16 protein-coding genes are annotated in these 16,031 nt (G+C 63.6%); 6 read left to right on the forward strand and 10 right to left on the reverse strand.

Annotated elements, in window-relative coordinates:
- Positions 1-35: 35 nt before the first annotated feature.
- The 5 genes from hmgB to ACFQL3_RS03760 all read right to left on the reverse strand — a co-directional run bounded on the left by hmgB (position 36) and on the right by ACFQL3_RS03760 (position 5,825).
- Positions 36-1,373 carry a hydroxymethylglutaryl-CoA synthase gene (gene hmgB, locus ACFQL3_RS03740; protein ID WP_377051522.1) on the reverse strand — a complete coding sequence of 446 codons (1,338 nt, stop codon included), beginning with the start codon at positions 1,371-1,373 and terminating at the stop codon, positions 36-38.
- Positions 1,374-1,658: 285 nt separating this feature from the next.
- Positions 1,659-3,515 (reverse strand): hypothetical protein, encoded by a 1,857-nt coding sequence (locus tag ACFQL3_RS03745; protein WP_377051524.1) that lies wholly within the window; start codon positions 3,513-3,515, stop codon positions 1,659-1,661.
- A gap of 114 nt (positions 3,516-3,629) precedes the next feature.
- Positions 3,630-4,214, reverse strand: a complete 585-nt coding sequence (locus ACFQL3_RS03750) for a DUF2150 family protein (protein ID WP_377051526.1) — start codon at positions 4,212-4,214, stop codon at positions 3,630-3,632.
- A gap of 146 nt (positions 4,215-4,360) precedes the next feature.
- Complete coding sequence (locus ACFQL3_RS03755; protein ID WP_377051528.1) at positions 4,361-5,200, reverse strand: TatD family hydrolase; 840 nt, start codon at positions 5,198-5,200, stop codon at positions 4,361-4,363.
- 154 nt (positions 5,201-5,354) lie between these two features.
- Positions 5,355-5,825 carry an NYN domain-containing protein gene (locus tag ACFQL3_RS03760; protein WP_377051530.1) on the reverse strand — a complete coding sequence of 157 codons (471 nt, stop codon included), beginning with the start codon at positions 5,823-5,825 and terminating at the stop codon, positions 5,355-5,357.
- Between the two features lie 128 nt (positions 5,826-5,953).
- Here ACFQL3_RS03760 and gcvT point away from each other — a divergent pair, with 128 nt between their 5' ends.
- Positions 5,954-7,075, forward strand: a complete 1,122-nt coding sequence (gene gcvT, locus ACFQL3_RS03765) for a glycine cleavage system aminomethyltransferase GcvT (RefSeq protein WP_377051532.1) — start codon at positions 5,954-5,956, stop codon at positions 7,073-7,075.
- On the forward strand, positions 7,072-7,455 hold the full coding sequence (gene gcvH, locus ACFQL3_RS03770) for a glycine cleavage system protein GcvH (protein WP_377051534.1): 384 nt from the start codon (positions 7,072-7,074) through the stop codon (positions 7,453-7,455). The genes gcvT and gcvH overlap by 4 nt, the downstream gene beginning before the upstream one ends.
- A gap of 4 nt (positions 7,456-7,459) precedes the next feature.
- Here gcvH and ACFQL3_RS03775 read toward each other — a convergent pair whose 3' ends face one another.
- On the reverse strand, positions 7,460-8,515 hold the full coding sequence (locus tag ACFQL3_RS03775) for a S66 family peptidase (protein WP_377051536.1): 1,056 nt from the start codon (positions 8,513-8,515) through the stop codon (positions 7,460-7,462).
- A gap of 54 nt (positions 8,516-8,569) precedes the next feature.
- Complete coding sequence (locus ACFQL3_RS03780) at positions 8,570-9,358, reverse strand: alpha/beta fold hydrolase (protein WP_377051538.1); 789 nt, start codon at positions 9,356-9,358, stop codon at positions 8,570-8,572.
- 208 nt (positions 9,359-9,566) lie between these two features.
- Here ACFQL3_RS03780 and gcvPA point away from each other — a divergent pair, with 208 nt between their 5' ends.
- The 4 genes from gcvPA to ACFQL3_RS03800 all read left to right on the forward strand — a co-directional run bounded on the left by gcvPA (position 9,567) and on the right by ACFQL3_RS03800 (position 13,843).
- Complete coding sequence (gene gcvPA / locus ACFQL3_RS03785; protein ID WP_377051540.1) at positions 9,567-10,901, forward strand: aminomethyl-transferring glycine dehydrogenase subunit GcvPA; 1,335 nt, start codon at positions 9,567-9,569, stop codon at positions 10,899-10,901.
- A complete protein-coding gene (gene gcvPB, locus ACFQL3_RS03790) occupies positions 10,898-12,361 on the forward strand; it encodes an aminomethyl-transferring glycine dehydrogenase subunit GcvPB (protein WP_377051542.1) in 1,464 nt (487 codons plus the stop codon). Before gcvPA ends, gcvPB begins: the two co-directional genes overlap by 4 nt.
- 87 nt (positions 12,362-12,448) lie before the next feature.
- Complete coding sequence (gene nikR, locus ACFQL3_RS03795; protein WP_377051544.1) at positions 12,449-12,880, forward strand: nickel-responsive transcriptional regulator NikR; 432 nt, start codon at positions 12,449-12,451, stop codon at positions 12,878-12,880.
- 60 nt (positions 12,881-12,940) lie between these two features.
- Positions 12,941-13,843 carry a cation diffusion facilitator family transporter gene (locus ACFQL3_RS03800; RefSeq protein WP_377051546.1) on the forward strand — a complete coding sequence of 301 codons (903 nt, stop codon included), beginning with the start codon at positions 12,941-12,943 and terminating at the stop codon, positions 13,841-13,843.
- Here the strand turns inward: ACFQL3_RS03800 and ACFQL3_RS03805 are convergent.
- The 3 genes from ACFQL3_RS03805 to ACFQL3_RS03815 all read right to left on the reverse strand — a co-directional run bounded on the left by ACFQL3_RS03805 (position 13,840) and on the right by ACFQL3_RS03815 (position 16,009).
- Positions 13,840-14,004, reverse strand: coding sequence for a hypothetical protein (locus tag ACFQL3_RS03805; protein WP_377051548.1), 165 nt, complete (start codon positions 14,002-14,004; stop codon positions 13,840-13,842). The genes ACFQL3_RS03800 and ACFQL3_RS03805 overlap by 4 nt on opposite strands.
- Positions 14,005-14,219: 215 nt before the next feature.
- Complete coding sequence (locus ACFQL3_RS03810) at positions 14,220-15,092, reverse strand: ABC transporter permease subunit (RefSeq protein ID WP_377051550.1); 873 nt, start codon at positions 15,090-15,092, stop codon at positions 14,220-14,222.
- Positions 15,089-16,009 (reverse strand): ABC transporter ATP-binding protein, encoded by a 921-nt coding sequence (locus ACFQL3_RS03815; RefSeq protein WP_377051552.1) that lies wholly within the window; start codon positions 16,007-16,009, stop codon positions 15,089-15,091. Before ACFQL3_RS03815 ends, ACFQL3_RS03810 begins: the two co-directional genes overlap by 4 nt.
- Between the last annotated feature and the right edge of the window lie 22 nt (positions 16,010-16,031).

The raw sequence follows: 16,031 nt of genomic DNA on the forward strand, positions 1-16,031 counted from the left end.
ACCCCAACCTGTTCGTCGCCCGGTCGTGAGCGTCGCTACTCGACGTATCGGTACTTGCGCTCGCCCATCCGGCCCCAGCCATCGAAGACGAACTCGGATTCGGGCGTCGTGAGTTCCTCGGTTTCGGTGTCCATGTCGTGATTGTGCGCGTCGTGGACGTCCTCGTACTCGGCGAAGGTGAGGTCGTACCGTCGGTCGAGTTGTTCGTCGACGTTGAGCGCCTCGATCTCCTCGCGCCAGTTATCTTGGACGGTCTCGGTGTGGATCTCGGCCTGTGCGCCGCTACCGTACGAGCCGACCAGCAGGCGGTCGCCGGCAAGGTCGATATCGTTTTCGGCGGCGTGTCGCAGCGCGCTGATCCGGGCCAGATGGACCGATGCAGTGTACCAGTTCCCGACCTCGCGGGCGATGCCGAGCGTCGGTTCGATCGTTGCGCTGTACCAGTGCTGGTACCGCTCGGTCTCGGAGAGCGCGTCGGTGTAGTCGGTCAGTGCGTCGACGAAGGCGTCGTCGTCCGCGAACTCGTCACGGCGTGGCTGTTCGCCGATCTGTTCGCCGATGACGTCCTCGATGTCGGTATCCCTGATCAGGTTGCGGTACGCGAGCACGGCGGCCTTGCGCACCATCCCCGGGAACGGCGTGTGGAAGGGGCCGTACGCGAAGTCGTCGGGATGGATGTCGCCCGCGACCGACTTGTAGTCCTCCAGGGCCTCGCGCATCCGCGCGAGATACACCTGCACCGAGCGCTTGCCGTCGACGCTCGGGAACTGCTGGTTCGGCTTGAGAAAGTCAGTCTCGTCGGCCGAGCCATAGCCCTGTTCGAGGGACAGCGAGACCAAATCGGGCTCCTCGTCGATCAGCATCGCGACCGCACCAGCCCCCTGCGTCGCCTCACCGGGGTCGTCGCGTGCGTACAGCGCCGTGTCCGTGGCGATCACAATCGCCGCCCGCCCGCGATTTCGCCCTGCGCGGATCCAGTTGTACGCGTCGTCGAGGCTCTGGGTGCCCGCGATGCAGGCGAACTTTCGCTCGCCCTTGTTGGCGTGGTGGAAGTCGCCCTCGAAGACCTGTTCGAGACAGCCTGCGACGTACGTCGAAACCGGTTTGGAGTTGTCGAACGCGCTCTCGGTTGCGACGTCGATCCGGCCGATATCTTCGGGTTCGAGCCCTTTGCGCTCCATCAGCCGATGTGCGGCGTTGGCCGCCATCGTTACGATGTCCTCGTAGCTATCCGGGAACGAACTGCCCGTCAGACCGAGCCCTTTCGTGTACTTCTCCGGATCTTCGCCTTTCTGTGGCGCGAACGTGTTCGGCAGATCGAGTCTGAGGTTCCCCGTCCTGATCTCGATGGCGTCGATACCGACTTCAGTCATGGGTAGACTTGTGTGAAGGTTCTATATGGGTTTGTCGATAGGGGTTTCGACGTATGTCGAATAGTTTTACAACCGGATATCTACGTTCTCGGTCGTCACAACATTCTGATCGGGTCTGAGAAGTTTATAATGACAGTCCGATCCGAATCGCTCGTTCCTGGTTTGACTCGATGTTCTATGTACCTTGCCGGTTGTCGTCGGCCCAATCAGCGCTGCGAAGAGGATCAAAACGTCGGTTTAGACGGTCCAAGTGCCATTTGACAGTATATACGGTTTGATCAATGGCTACGTCAGCTTCTGGTAGTAGATATCCGTCTCTGAGTTCTTATTTTGTGCGTCGTACTGGGCGTACACTGTCGTCTCACTGTCTACTTCTATCGTTCCGGTCGCCGTGACCCGTGTTTCGGTTTTGTCATCTAAATTGACCGTCTCAAGTACCTGCCCGGTTTCATTGGTGAACGTGACTGTCGCATCCTGCTTGGCGTTGTTACGGTACCCAATCTCGACGGTGTAAGTGCCACTTGACACGGTATCAGTCGCTGTCCCGACGGAGAAAGCGTTACCCCCCGACCCACGGAGTCCCGCGAAGGTCTCATCTTCCGACTGCATATTGGTCGGGCTATTGATCGTCCCCGCGGGAACATCCGGTGGAATGTCGCCGTCACCACCTTCCTGATCTTTGAACCGATCGGGGAACAGTGCACCCGGAACAGTCCCGCCAACATCGACCGTGACCTGTAGTCGGTCGCCGTTTCCACCACTCGACGCGAACACCTCCGTCACACCGTTGTCGCCCACCGTGACGTCAACGTCGTCTTTGCCGTTCTGATCCGTTCCAGTCGAGCTACCGAAACTCACAACGGATCTGTTGCCCGAGGCGTACTCGACGGCCGCGCCGTCCACCGACGGCTGGGTGAATATATAGAATGTTTTCCCCGCGTCGTCAGTGATCGTACAACTCGACGCATCGCAGGTCACTCCACCGTTCTCGGCTTCGATCTTGTCGGTGTCCCAGACGACATCGTACGCGCCGTTGCTCCCCCCACCGCCCCCGCCGCTATTCGCCCGTGCGTCGATGGCGACTTCCTCCCAATCTTCGCCGCCGATCCGGATTCGGACCGTTTCGCCCTCCGAGACACCGTCCACCACTGCGAGACCGTTACGATCCGTGGTTCCCGACTGGGTCGGGCCGCCGTCGACCTCGTACTCGAACGTTGCCCCGGCGACGGGATTGTTGTACTCGTCACGGACCTCTGCGCTGACGGTCGGTGCCTCGTCGTCGGTCGCCGCCACGTAGGTCGCGCGCTCGTCGGGGCCACTGTCGACGCTGGTAACGTCGCCGACGCCGACCCTCGCCATCCGGAGGTCGAACGTCTCGCCGCTCCGAATCGTAATCTCGACAGTATCCCCGTTCTCGGCGACATCGATACCGTTCCGATCGGCGAGCTGGTCGACCCAGTAGCCGGGATATTCGGTCGGCAGTCTGATCGTGCCTTGCTTAATCGTCACGGTATTTGCCGAGCTGCTCAGTGCCCGGCGATTTACGGAAACAGTGGTACTCGACGCTTGCTGTACATCACCGCGAAGGGCGATCAGCATAATCTCGTTGCGGTCAACAACGCCATCGGGCACGAACTGTGTCGGTGTCCCCTGAGGGTTGTCATTGATCAGCGCACCGTATTCGTACACGGTCGTCGGCGCGGCGCGATACTCGCTGTAGTCCGGGACGTACTGGAGCCTGCTTGTCGTCACCGGCTCGGGGGCAGTCTCCCAGTAAGATGTAACCGTGGCGCTCTCGCTGTCGCTCACGACTATATTTTCGAACTCGATCTGCCCGCTTTCGACCGTCCGTAACTGCCCGCTTGGCGGTCCCGGGTTCACGAAGAACGTCCGCGAGGGATACGTCGTCCCGAGTCGGACGGCGTGAGAGCCACGCGTGCCGTCGCGGGCGGACGCGTCCAGCCCGGTGGTAAGATCGACCATCTGGCTCTGGACGTCCTGATTGTGGTTGAACTCCACGCCGGAGTTCTGACTGGGGACGACCGTGGCCTGGTAGGAGGCCATCGCGATCACGACGAAAGCAAAGAGGATCACAGCGCCGATCTGAATGGCTGCGCCACGATCGTCACCCCAGAAATTCATACTACAGAGATGATGGCATCCGGCAACAAAAAGGCTGTTGGGGTTAGCTATCCAGCAACCGTGGCTACGGGCCGGTCAGTAACGTCGTAAAAAGTCCCTGCCGTCGCCGTGTTCTCACTCCTCGTCTTCTTCTTCGACGACTTCCGGATCGCTCATCGCGCTCTGGAGGCTGTCGAGGCCGTTGACCCAGGTCGAGACGAGACCGTACTCCAGATCTTCCACGACCGAGAAGTCGAGTTCCTCGCCGTCGATGATCATGGTACCGGCCTGGACGAGATAGCCCAGCGCCGCGTCGATGTCCTCTTCGGCCTCCGCGTCGGCGGCCGCGCGGACGTACTGCTCGATGCCGGCGTCGTCGGGCGCGCCGTTCGAGACGTACTCCTCGGCGGCGTAGAAGACGCAGACGAGGCTGGTCTGGACGTCGTCGACGAGAAGTTCTTTCTCCTCGTCGTCGAACTCGACTTCACTGAGGACGATCTCGCGGATGTCCTCGATCTCCTCCATCGCAGTTTCGGTGTCGATATGGTCCTCGTCGTGAGCCGAGACGACCTTGGCGACCGCGATAGCGGCGTCGTCCTGCAGGTTCAGGAGCAGTCGTGCGGAGTCCTCGTCTTCGGGGTCGAGTTCTTCGTCGGTTATTCGGTCGAGCCAGTTCTGCCAGCGTTCCTCTGAGTAAAACTCGTTCGGCGGCGCGCTCATACCTTGACCGTACGCTGGCGGCTTGAAAACCCTTTCTCTCCGGGGGCTGGTGATCCCCTGGGGCGGAGATGCCGGTACCATCAGGTAGGGGCGCTCCTCCCCGGCACACCGATCCCAGCGTGGCGGTTGTTCGTCCGCGCGACTACTTATAAACTCCCGCGTGTATCGATCCCATACACGGTCCGGGGCGTCTCGACGTGTGCCGTCCTGACGGCTGCTTCGTGGCCCTCCTCGAGTAGCCAACGGACCCGCCGTGGGACGGTTTTCGGCCCGAGAACTGCCCCCGGCCGGTCCGGGTCGTCGACGAAGTCCGTCTCCATCAGAAACGGCTCGCCCGCGTCGGCCGCGACGCGGAGGCGCTCTTTCTCGCTCATCACGCTCGGGACCGGCCCCGCGAGCGTGCCGCCGGCGTAATGCTTGACGACGTTGTCGGCCGGGAGCCCTGCTGCCTCGGCCCATTCCGCGACCTCCGTCAGATCGTCAGTGCCCTCAGTGTGTAGCTGGACGGCACAATCCAGTTCCGCGGCGCGCGCGAACGCATGACGCATGACTTCGTTCGACGCCGTCCAGACCCCCTCGCTCACCTCGTAGTGGGGACGCCCGGATTTGAGCGCGAGCGCGCGCCCCTCGTCGACGAACCCCCCGGCGACGTCGAGGCCGGCCTGCATGAGTTCGCCCGCCGCCTCCGGGGAGAACCCCCGCTCGTCGACGAGTCGCGAGATCAGTCCCGGATGGACGCCCAGCACCGGCCATGCTCGCCCCTCGAGGACGTCGCTCGCTTCCTCGACGACCGCTATCGTGCGCTCGAACACCTCGCGGAAGTCCTCGCCGGTGTCCGGCTCGACGCCGAGATGCCAGGAGGGTTTGTTGACGACGAGCAGGTGTGTCCCGCCCAGATGTGCGAAGTCCTCGACGGCGTCGATCCCTCTGCCGTGGTCAGGATCGAGGTGTATGTGATTGTCGAGGACCGGCGTGTCGAGATCCATGCGCGGCACAAGGAGCGTCGGCGTGGAAAGCACTTCGTTTCGGCGTCGAATCGAGGGGGTAGCGCTCTCCTGTACTGTGACTACTGTGGCGACGTAGGTCGACAATTGACTCCGTCTCCCCCGAAAACAGCGCCACTCCGCAATCGGCCGACGCTCACTCGCCGAGCAGGACGGCCTCGTTTGCGGCGTTTCTGAGCGCATCCGACCGGCCGTGGGTCCCCGGTGCGATGGCGACCGTTCGGATGCCGTTGCGCCCCGCGGTCTCCAGCACCGGCTTGAAATCCGTGTCACGAGAGGCGATCACCAGGACGTCGATTTCGTCGCGGACGGCGCTCTCGGCGGCGTCGATAGCGAGTTTGACGTCGACGTCACCGCTCGTGATGACGACCTCGTAGCCCCGCGCTTCGGCGGCCTGAATCAGTCCCGGCGTGGCGTGTTCGTCGAGATAGAGCCGCGTCACGCCGAGTTGGCCGAACTCCGCGGCGGCGTCGCGGACGTCGTCCAGATCGACGTCGAACTCGTCGCGGAGCACGTTCGGCCCGTCGACGAACAGTCCGACGCGCATGCGGTCGGCCTCGTTGACCGCCGATATTCGGTCCTGCAAGGCGCGTAACCGATCAACCATGCCCGTTCTTCCCCACCTCGGGACATAGGTGTGGCGAAACACGGAGCACGGTTGGAACGACGCACTGGGATGCCCGGTGGAGCCACATCGGACGGAAACCATTACTACCTGCCCGACAACGCTCAGATATGTCGCTACGTCTGTCGCCGCTCGCGGCCGTACACGAGGACCGGGCCGCCAAACTCACCGACTTCGGTGGCTGGGAGATGCCCGTCGAGTTCGACTCGATCACGACCGAACATCACGCCGTCCGCGAGTCGCTCGGGATCTTCGACGTCTCGCACATGAGCGAGATCGAGGTGGGCGGGCCCGACGCGACCCGCCTGATGCAGCGACTCACCTCGAACGACGTGACGGGACTCTCGCCCGGCGACTCCCAGTACTCGATGATCACCGACGAGGAGGGGCTGATCATCGACGATACAGTGGTCTACCGTCTGCCAGAGGGTAACCGGGCGGTGGCGACCTACGGCGAGGACGCGCGCTACCTGTTCGTCCCGAACGCCGGCCACGACGAGGACATACTGGCGCGCTGGACGGACCACCGCGACGAGTGGGGGCTAGACGCCGACGTCGAGAACCACACGGATTCCTATGCGATGTTCGCCCTGCAGGGGCCTGACGCCCCCGCCACCCTCGCCGACGTCTCCGAGGGCGACGTTCGCGACCTCTCGAAGTTCGAGGCCGAGTACATGACGGTCTCGGGCGTCCGCGCTCTCGTCTCGCGCACGGGCTACACCGGCGAGGACGGCTACGAGATCCTCGCGCCGTGGGACGCCGCCGAGACGGTCTGGTCGGCCTTCGACTGCCAGCCCTGCGGACTCGGCGCGCGCGACACGCTTCGCATCGAGGCTGGCTTTCTCCTCTCGGGACAGGACTTCGACTACGAGACCGATCCCCGCGACCCATACGAGGCCGGCGTCGGTTTCAGCATCAAACTCGATACGGAGTTCGTCGGGCGCGACGCGCTCGAACGGGTGTACGAGGAAGGTCCCGACCAGCGGTTCGTCGGGCTTCGCCTGATCGACCGGGGCGTCCCGCGGCACGGCTACGACGTCACCACCCCTGACGGCGAGCCGATCGGTACCGTCACCAGCGGGACGATGAGCCCCACGCTCTCGGAGCCGATCGGTCTCGGCTACGTCGATAGCGAGTACGCCGAGGTCGGTACGACCGTGCGGGTCGAGATCCGAGAACAGTCGAAAAAGGCAAGAGTCGAACCGTCGAACCTACTGGACGAACACAGATGAGCTTCGAAACCCCTGACGAACTCGGCTACCTGGAATCACACGAGTGGGCGCGACGCGACGACGGTACGGCCCGAGTCGGTATCACGGACTTCGCGCAGGACGAACTCGGCGACGTGGTTTTCGTCGAACTCCCCGACGTCGGCGAGGAACTCGAGGCACAGGCCGAGTTCGGCGTCGTCGAGAGTATCAAGGCCGTCTCGGACCTCTACGCGCCGGTCGGCGGCGAGGTCGTCGCGGTCAACGAAGAACTGTTTAACGCCCCGGAGCTCGTCAACGAGGACCCCTACGGGGAGGGCTGGATGCTGGAGATCGAATTCGACGACGAGAGCGACTTCGACGACCTGCTGGCGGCCGACGAGTACGTCGACCAGACGGAATAACGTCTCACTCGAATCCGATCGTCCCCGTTTGCGGATCGAGATGGACGCGCTCGCCGAGCGGTAGCGGTGCAATCGGTGTCGTGTGGCCCCAGTCGACGCCCAGCACTACGGGCGCGCCAGGGTTGTACCGAGCGACCTCTTCGGCGATAGTTTCGTAGAGCCGCTCCTGATAGGCCTCCCGCTCTTCACGCGGTGGCTCGGTCAGGTGGCTTCGCGTCGGCGCGCGCCCGACCAGGACGCCCGCGAACCGCTCCAGTAGCCCCCGTTCGCCGAGACACATGAGCGTCGCCTCTACCTCGTCAGGGTCGGGAATCGTCTCGGCTGTCTCCAGCGCGAGGATGCAGCCGTCGAGCGCTTCGGGCTCCGGCAGGTAACGGTCGGTCGCCAGTTGCCACTCGACGATGCTCCGGTTGCCACCCCAGAGCCGCCCCTCGACATCACCCTCGCCGCCCGCCCAGCACCAGCCCGGATTCGGCTCGTACGCCGGTGGCTCGCCCATCTGCGATGGATCGGTCCACCACGTCGAGGGCTCGTCGGTCCACTCTTCGCTGGGGGCGAGTTCCCCTATCGACTCCTCGAAGAAGGCGCGGCGACAGTAGCGCTCGGTGTAAGCCGGGAGCTCGCCCGGGACACCCAGCTCGTTCATCAGCTGTGCGCCGTTGTACGAGACGATGCCCTCGTTCCACAGGTAGAGCCCGAGGTTTGTGTTGTCGCTCATCCCGAAGAACCGGGTCGGGTTGGCGCGAAGCACCTCGCTATCGAGGTGTTTCAGGATCCGGAGCTGGTCGTACCCGCCGATGGTCGCGACGATGCCGGCTATCTCCGGATCGCGGACGGCGGCGTGGATATCCGCCGCACGGGCGCGGGGGTTGGCTGCGAGAAAATCGTTGCCCTGTCTGGCTGTGGGATAGACGACCGGTTCGAGGTCGAACAGCTCGCGCAACCGTTCGAGACCGAGTTCGAAGACGTGCGGCGCATCGCGCGCGCCGCCGCTCGACGGTGCGAGCACAGCGATACGGTCACCCGGCTCCATTGCTGGCGGCGTAACGAACTCTCGCATGAGCGAACGTGACGATTGGCTGGCACAAAACCGTTGTTCCGGCCCACAGTGAGTTTACCGCTGGAGGAAGACACGAAGCTCGGCGGACGCTGCGTCGTATTCGTCACGGAATACGTAATGTCCGGCGTTCGGGATATGTACAAGTCGGCCGTCACGCAACCGGTCAGCGGCGTCCAGATCGGTCGCTCTGTCTGCCACATCGGCGTCGCGGCGCAACACCAGCGTCGGACACGTGATTTCGTCGAACGCGTCTTTGACGGGGGTGTGTTCCTGTGCTAGCTTTGCGATATGTGGGCTACACTCGTCGGTCGCTGCGGCTAACCGTCGGACGTGGTCCATACCGTGGACGGCGTCATCGTAGTCTTCGATCCGCTCTTCGATAGAACGCGCTTTCGCCTCGCGTAATCGTTCACGAGTCATCTCTCGTGCGTCTGCCATGCTGATATCGGGCGATTCGTGGAATCGAGCCGGGTCTGCGAGCACTACTCCGCGCGGACGATGGGAGTTCGCGGCCGTCCATGCAACCGTTGCTGCTCCCATCGAGTGGCCAAGGAGAACCGGGTCGGCGAGGTTCAACTCGTCGACGAGCCCGACGAGATCCGCAACGCGGGAACCCATATCGTATCCAGTATCCGGGGCGCCCGAGCGACCGTGCCCACGGGCGTCGTAGGTGATAACCTCGTAGTCGTCGGCAAGCGCCGAGCCAAGCGGGACCCAGCGACGGCCGTTATCGTACATTCCGTGGGCTATCACGATCGGCTCCCCACTGCCGGTTCGGTAGTACTGCAGTTCGATACCGTTCGTAGAGACAGTGCCGGTTGTCCACTGCTCTGGGAGATTCATATGCTCGATTCCAGCCCCATATGAAAAGTATTTTCCAAGTTTGGTATAGCGGTATTTGATATATGGGTTCTCTTCGATCGGTCCAGCGACGGTGCCCGAGACCGCTCACAGCAGCGAGTTGGGGCACCGGAACCGGGATTATGATATACGGCTAGTCGTAACTTCCACACGTGAAAGCTCTACACGGTAGCCGGACGGGGATCCAGCCGTGACCCGATCCGGTGGAAGCCCGTACGCGCCGCATACACCGTCGGAGACCGACGCGATGCTCGCCGCGATCGGTGTCGACGAGGAGGCCGACCTGTTCGACATCCCCGAGGGGGTTGGCTTCGACGGCGAGTTCGGGATCGACGCTCGTAGCGAACGCGAAGTACGCGAAGACGTCGAGAGGATGCTCGGACGCAACGATACGATGGTCGAGTTGCTCGGACGCGGCCACTACGACGGCTACATCCCGTCGCTGGTCGATCATCTCTCCCAGCGCTCCGAGTTCCTGACGTCCTACACCCAGTACCAGCCGGAGGTCTCGCAGGGGTTCTTGCAGGCCCTCTTCGAGTATCAGTCGATCTTCGCGGAGCTAACCGGACTGGGAATCGTGAACTGCTCGATGTACGACGCCGCGACGGCGCTTGGCGAGACCGCCACGCTGGCTGATCGCGTGCGCTCGACGGCCGGCGACCGCGTGCTCGTCCCCGAGCATATCCGAGACGAAAAGCGGGCGGTACTGGCCAACTACGTCGCCGGCACCGATCTTTCCGTCGAGACATACGAGATGGACGATGGCTGTGTCGACGTCGACGCGCTCGCCGACCGGGCCGACGACGACGCCGTACTCGTCTACGCCGAGACCCCGACGGTTCGGGGCGTCATCGAGGAACACCTGAATGCCGTCGCCGATATCGCCGACGATCACGGCGCTCTCTTCGCCCTCGGCTCCGATCCGATCGCACTGTCGGTGCTCGAAGAGCCTGAAACAGTGGGTGCAGACGTCGTAATCGGCGACGCCAGCGTGCTCGGTCTTCCGGCGAGTCACGGAATGGGACTGGGCATGTTCGCCACGCGAGAGGAGTACGTCCGGCAGGTGCCGGGACGACTCGTCGGCGCGAGCAAGGACGCCGCGGATCGGCGTGCCTACACGCTGACGCTCCAGACCCGAGAACAGCACATCCGCCAGGAGCGCGCGACGAGCAACATCTGTACGAACCAGGCGTGGGTTGCGCTGCGCGCCGCCATTCACGCTACCTGGCTCGGGCCAAGCGGACTCGTCGAGGCGGCGAAAGACAGTATCTCGCGGGCCGACCGGCTCGCCGACGCCGTCGACCAGCTTTCGGGGGTCGACGCGCCAGTCCACGACCGGCATCACTTCCGCGAGTTCGTCGCGAGCACCGAGCGACCGGCCGAGGAGATAGCCGCCCAGCTAGCGGATCTGGGCTACGCCGTCCACGCCCTCGACGACCACGAGATACAGCTCTGTGTGAACGATCTGGGCGAGGACGACCTCGATGGCTTCGTCGCGGCGCTCACGGAGGTGGTCGAGGGATGACGTTCGATCAGGCCCGCTGGCGACGCGACGACGAACCGGTCTACGAACCACTGCTTTCGGACAAGGACGAGACGACGGTGGCGCTCAGCGGGGCGAGCACTGCATCGGGCGATGACGCGGACAGTACTGCCGACGTCCCGCTGCCGGACGACCTGACTCGGGACGAACTCACGCTTCCGGAACTTTCCGAACCGGAGCTAGCGCGGCATTACACGCGGCTCTCGCAGATGACCTACGCCATCGATACTGGCCCGTATCCGCTGGGTAGCTGTACGATGAAGTACAACCCCAAGTTCACCGAGGACGTCGCCGCGCTCGCCGACGCGTCGATCCATCCGGATCGGCCGGAGCGGCGCAAGCAGGGCACCCTCGAACTGCAGTACCGGCTACAGGACTACCTGGCACGGATCGGCGGGATGCACGCCGTCTCGCTTCAGCCACCGGCCGGAGCGGCCGGGGAGTTCACCGGAATTCTGGTCGCGCAGGCCTATCACGAATCGAACGGCGACGAGCACCGGAGCGAGGTAATCGTCCCCGAGAGCGCCCACGGGACCAACTTCGCCAGCGCGGCGCTGGGCGGCTACGATGTCGTCGAACTGCCAGGCGGCGAGGACGGCCGCATCGACCTCGATGCCCTCGACGCCGCGCTCTCGGAGGATACCGCCGCGCTCATGCTGACGAACCCGAACACGCTCGGCCTGTTCGAGCGCGATATCGAGGAGATTGCGGAGATGGTCCACGACGTCGGCGGCCTGCTCTACTACGACGGCGCGAACCTGAATGCCCTGCTCGGGCGCGCTCGCCCCGGCGACATGGGCTTCGACATCATGCACTACAACGTCCACAAGACGTTCGCAACGCCTCACGGTGGCGGCGGCCCCGGTGCAGGACCGGTCGGCGTCGTCGATGACCTCGCCGAGTTCCTCCCCACCCCCCGAATCCGGCGCTCGGAGATGGGCTACGAGGAGTTCGACCCCGACAACTCGATCGGAAAGGTCCACGGCTTCTCGGGCAACTGGCTCGTCCTCGTGAAGGCCTACGCCTACATTGCGCGACTCGGCGACAAAGGGCTCACCGACGCCAGCGCGAAGGCCGTACTCAACGCGAACTACCTCGCCGAACAGATCGAGTACGAGGTTCCCTACGGCCCGTTCCATCACGAGTTCGTCGCCAGCGCGGGCGAACAGGACGCTGCGGACGTCGCAAAGCGGATGCTCGATTACGGCGTCCACCCACCGACGACCAAGTGGCCCGAAATCGTCGGCGAGGCGCTGATGACCGAGCCAACCGAGATAGAGAACCGTGACACGCTCGACAGTCTCGCGAGGGCGTTCAACGCCGTCGTCGACGAGGACGACGAGACGCTCGAAGCCGCGCCATCTCGGACTGCGGCGCGACTGATCGACCAGACATCGGCGGCGCGGAACCTGCGACTTTCCTGGCAGGCGCTCGAGGAGTAGCGCAGCGCCGACGTTTCTAGTAAGAGAGACGCGGATTAACCGCTCTGTTCAGTAATTCTTAATAACGAACCGCGACTCAGTTAATATATGACCGTCGTAAGCGTCTCGATGCCCGAGGAACTGCTCGAACGGATCGACGAGTTCTCCGACGACCACGGCTACACCGGCCGGAGCGAAGTCATCCGAGAGGCGTCACGGAACCTGCTGGGCGAGTTCGAGGACAAACAGCTCGAGGAGAAAGACCTGATGGGCGTGGTGACCGTCGTCTTCGACTACGAAACGACCAGCGTCGAAGAGCAGATGATGAATCTGCGCCACGAGCACGAGGACCTCGTCGCCTCGAACTTCCACAGCCACGTCGGCGAGAGCTACTGCATGGAACTGTTCGTCCTCGAGGGTGAACTCGAAGACATCTCGACGTTCGTCGGCAAGATTCGGGCGACCCAGGACACGCTCTCGGTCGATTATTCCGTCATCCCGGTCGACCAGTTCACACAGGGAATCTCGGAAGCGCTGTAGGCTGGCCGGGGAGCCGACGGCGATGGCAAGCTTCAAGTTTAGACTACATCTAAATCGCCCATGGACGACGCCGACCGGTCACGCTTTGCCCGCGCATCGTGGGTGAACGTGCTCGGGAACGCCGTGAAGATCATCGTCGAGGGAGCCGCTGGCCTGACGTTCGGTAGTGTCGCCCTGTTGGCCGACGCGGCACACTCTATTGCGGACCTGGTTGCCAGCGTCGTCGTGCTGATCTGGGGACAGGCCCAGTTCAAGGACCCCGATTCGACTCATCCACACGGCCACTCCCGGATCGAACCGCTGACCGCGCTGTTCGTCGGGGTGGCTATCGCGCTGCTCGGTCTCAACCTCCTCTACGAGTCTATTCAGGGACTGCTCGCCGACGAGTTCATCGAGTTCAGCTATCTCCTGCTGGCAGCTATCGGCTTCGCAATCGTGGACATGTACGCCGTCTACTGGTACACCGAGCAGGTCAACGCCGACCTCGGCTCGACGGCGCTGTCCGCGCTCGCGAAGGACTGCCTCAACGACATCTACACCTCCATCGCCGTGATCGCCGGCGTGCTCGGAGTGCTCGTCGGCTACCCGATCCTCGACCCCCTCGCTGGCGGTCTGGTGAGCCTGCTCGTCGTCTATCAGGGGTTCTCGATCGGCCGGGAGAACATCACCTATCTCGTCGGGGGGGCACCCTCGGACGAACAGCGGGCGGCAGTTCGACAAACTCTTCTGTCCCATCCGGACGTCGAGGGGGTTCACGATCTGGTGGTCTTCTACGACGGCACAGTGCTCGAAGTCGAGGTACACGCCGAGGTCGAGGGCGAACTCTCGCTTCGGGACGCCCATGAAGTAGAGACGGAACTCGTGGACATGCTGCGGGCCGAAGAAGGGGTCGGCGACGCACACGTGCATCTCGATCCGTCGGGCGTGGGCGAGTGGAAGGAGGCGTCCGAACGGAGCGGTTAGGCCGTCGAACTCGTGTCGACGGCGTCACCGATCCGGACGACGCCGCGTTCACACTCGGAGCAGCGCCACTTCGTTTTCGTGCCGAGGTGGAGCTCCGTGCTCGCCGTGAGCCAGAAGGTCTGCTCTTCCTCGCAGTTGGGGCAGTAGGTCTCTCGTTCCATATCCCGACTTTCAGGCCGCTCCGCTTAATGCCACTGGTTTGGGTCAGTTTTCCGCGGTTCGAGGAGCCGAGACGCTATCTGAGTCCGATTACGGCAGTTCGGGACTGGTCCGGGCGAGTCAGGCAATAAATCGTATCGTGCTATATCGAATCGTCCTATCGCTCGCGAGGGATGGACCCGGCGGCTGGTCAGTGAGACGGGGAGTGCTGTCCGTCTCAGAGATCCGCCCGGGCGAACCGGTAGTAGCCGACGGCGAGGGGGAGGATCGCCCACAGTGCGAGCATGACGAGGCCGATCTCCGGTGCCGTGTAGAGCGAGCCTCCGCCGGTTGCCCCGACGTCGACGCCTGCACCCCCCTGTCCGGGATCAGCACCGGTCGCCGCGGCGAGATCCGGCAGGAGTGCAACAAGTCCGGAGAAGTAGGCCGAGGAGGGTGATATCTGCGTGACGGCGAACACCCAGTCAGGTACCGCCGTCGGCATCGAAAAGCCCTCCACGACGTACAACACCGCTACCGGGACGGCGTCCCAGAATAGCTCGAAGACGACGAAAAAGCCGAGTGCGAGCGTCGTTGCCCGCGACGTCGACCCCGTCGTCGCCGAGAGACTCACGACGATGCCGGCGTAGACCCCAGCAAACGCGAGCGTCAGCAGGACGAACACGAGCAGTGCGAGGACGTCGACATCTCCGAGGAGCGCCGAACCGAAGCCCAGACCGACCGTCAGCCCGATACCCAGTCCGAACGCGAGCACGGCGGCCCGACCCACGACTTTGCCGGCGAACACGTTCAGCCGGTCAGTCGGCAGCGAGAGCAGGAGCTTGATACTTCCCAGTTCTCGCTCGCCGGCGACAGATTTGTAACAGACGACAATCGCCGCAAGCGGCACGAACAGCCCGATCAGTCCCACGGTGAAAAAGATCAGACCGGGGAACGTTGCACCCCCGGGGGAACCGAACATCTCCGGTACTTGCACGTAGGCGTACGACGAGACCACCGACAGCAGGACGAACACGGTGACGAGCGCCCACAGCGCCCGCGACTGGACGGCATCGCGGAAATCCTTCTTTGCGACGGCGAGCGTCGTCATGCTTCGACCTCCTGTTTTTCGGTCGTATACTGGACGAACAGGTCTTCGAGCGAAGATTCGACGACCGAGAAGTCCTGTACTGGCCCGACCGTCCGATCTATCGATTCCAGCACGGCGAACTTCGAGACGCCGTCGACAGCCACGCGCAGGCGGCCATCGTGGACCGAGGCCTTCCCGACACCGTCGAGTCCGCCCACCGTGTCGACCGTCTCCTCGTCGAGGCTCGGCAGATAGACGTAGAGCGTCTCGCCCGAGCCAGTCGCGTCGCGCAGTCCGTCGATGGTGTCGACTGCGACGAGTTCGCCGCGGTCGAGGATCGCAACGCGGTCACAGACGGCTTCGACCTGCTCCATGACGTGACTCGAAAAGAAGACGGTCGTCCCGCGGTCGTTCTCCGCGCGGATGATCTCGCGCATCTCGCGGGCACCGTTCGGATCCAGTCCTGTCGACGGCTCGTCAAGCACGAGAAGGTCGGGGTCGCCGACCAGCGCCATCGCCAGGACGAGTCGCTGGCGCATTCCCTTCGAGTAGCCGCCGGCTTTTCGGTCGGCGGCGTCGGCGATCCGGACGCGCTCGAGGAGTGCCTCGGGATCCTCGTCGACGCCTTTCATTTCGAGGACGAACTCGACGTGCTGGCGACCGGTGAGCCGGTCGTACACGTGGTAGGCGTCCGGTAGCACGCCGGTGCGGCGTCTGACTTCGACGCCCTCCGACTGGGCGTCGTGGCCGAGCACCGTCACCGATCCCTCCGTCGGGCGGATGAAGTCGAGCAGGATGTCGATTGTCGTCGACTTTCCCGCACCGTTCGGGCCGAGAAAGCCGAAGATCTCGCCCTCCTCGATCGTGAGGTCGAGATCGTTGACGGCGACGACGTCGCCGAACCGCTTCGTGAGTCCGTCGATCTCTATTGCTGCCATGCTTTTCCTCCGGGGAGCAGGT

It is taken from the genome of Natronoarchaeum sp. GCM10025321 (assembly GCF_042663585.1).
GTDB lineage: Archaea > Halobacteriota > Halobacteria > Halobacteriales > Natronoarchaeaceae > Natranaeroarchaeum.

Coding starts and splice junctions, on each gene's coding strand:
- hmgB (WP_377051522.1), bottom strand. CDS start 1,373: ATGACTGAAGTCGGTATCGACGCCATCGAGATCAGGACGGGGAACCTC.
- ACFQL3_RS03745 (WP_377051524.1), bottom strand. CDS start 3,515: ATGAATTTCTGGGGTGACGATCGTGGCGCAGCCATTCAGATCGGCGCT.
- ACFQL3_RS03750 (WP_377051526.1), bottom strand. CDS start 4,214: ATGAGCGCGCCGCCGAACGAGTTTTACTCAGAGGAACGCTGGCAGAAC.
- ACFQL3_RS03755 (WP_377051528.1), bottom strand. CDS start 5,200: ATGGATCTCGACACGCCGGTCCTCGACAATCACATACACCTCGATCCT.
- ACFQL3_RS03760 (WP_377051530.1), bottom strand. CDS start 5,825: ATGGTTGATCGGTTACGCGCCTTGCAGGACCGAATATCGGCGGTCAAC.
- gcvT (WP_377051532.1), top strand. CDS start 5,954: ATGTCGCTACGTCTGTCGCCGCTCGCGGCCGTACACGAGGACCGGGCC.
- gcvH (WP_377051534.1), top strand. CDS start 7,072: ATGAGCTTCGAAACCCCTGACGAACTCGGCTACCTGGAATCACACGAG.
- ACFQL3_RS03775 (WP_377051536.1), bottom strand. CDS start 8,515: ATGCGAGAGTTCGTTACGCCGCCAGCAATGGAGCCGGGTGACCGTATC.
- ACFQL3_RS03780 (WP_377051538.1), bottom strand. CDS start 9,358: ATGAATCTCCCAGAGCAGTGGACAACCGGCACTGTCTCTACGAACGGT.
- gcvPB (WP_377051542.1), top strand. CDS start 10,898: ATGACGTTCGATCAGGCCCGCTGGCGACGCGACGACGAACCGGTCTAC.
- nikR (WP_377051544.1), top strand. CDS start 12,449: ATGACCGTCGTAAGCGTCTCGATGCCCGAGGAACTGCTCGAACGGATC.
- ACFQL3_RS03800 (WP_377051546.1), top strand. CDS start 12,941: ATGGACGACGCCGACCGGTCACGCTTTGCCCGCGCATCGTGGGTGAAC.
- ACFQL3_RS03805 (WP_377051548.1), bottom strand. CDS start 14,004: ATGGAACGAGAGACCTACTGCCCCAACTGCGAGGAAGAGCAGACCTTC.
- ACFQL3_RS03810 (WP_377051550.1), bottom strand. CDS start 15,092: ATGACGACGCTCGCCGTCGCAAAGAAGGATTTCCGCGATGCCGTCCAG.
- ACFQL3_RS03815 (WP_377051552.1), bottom strand. CDS start 16,009: ATGGCAGCAATAGAGATCGACGGACTCACGAAGCGGTTCGGCGACGTC.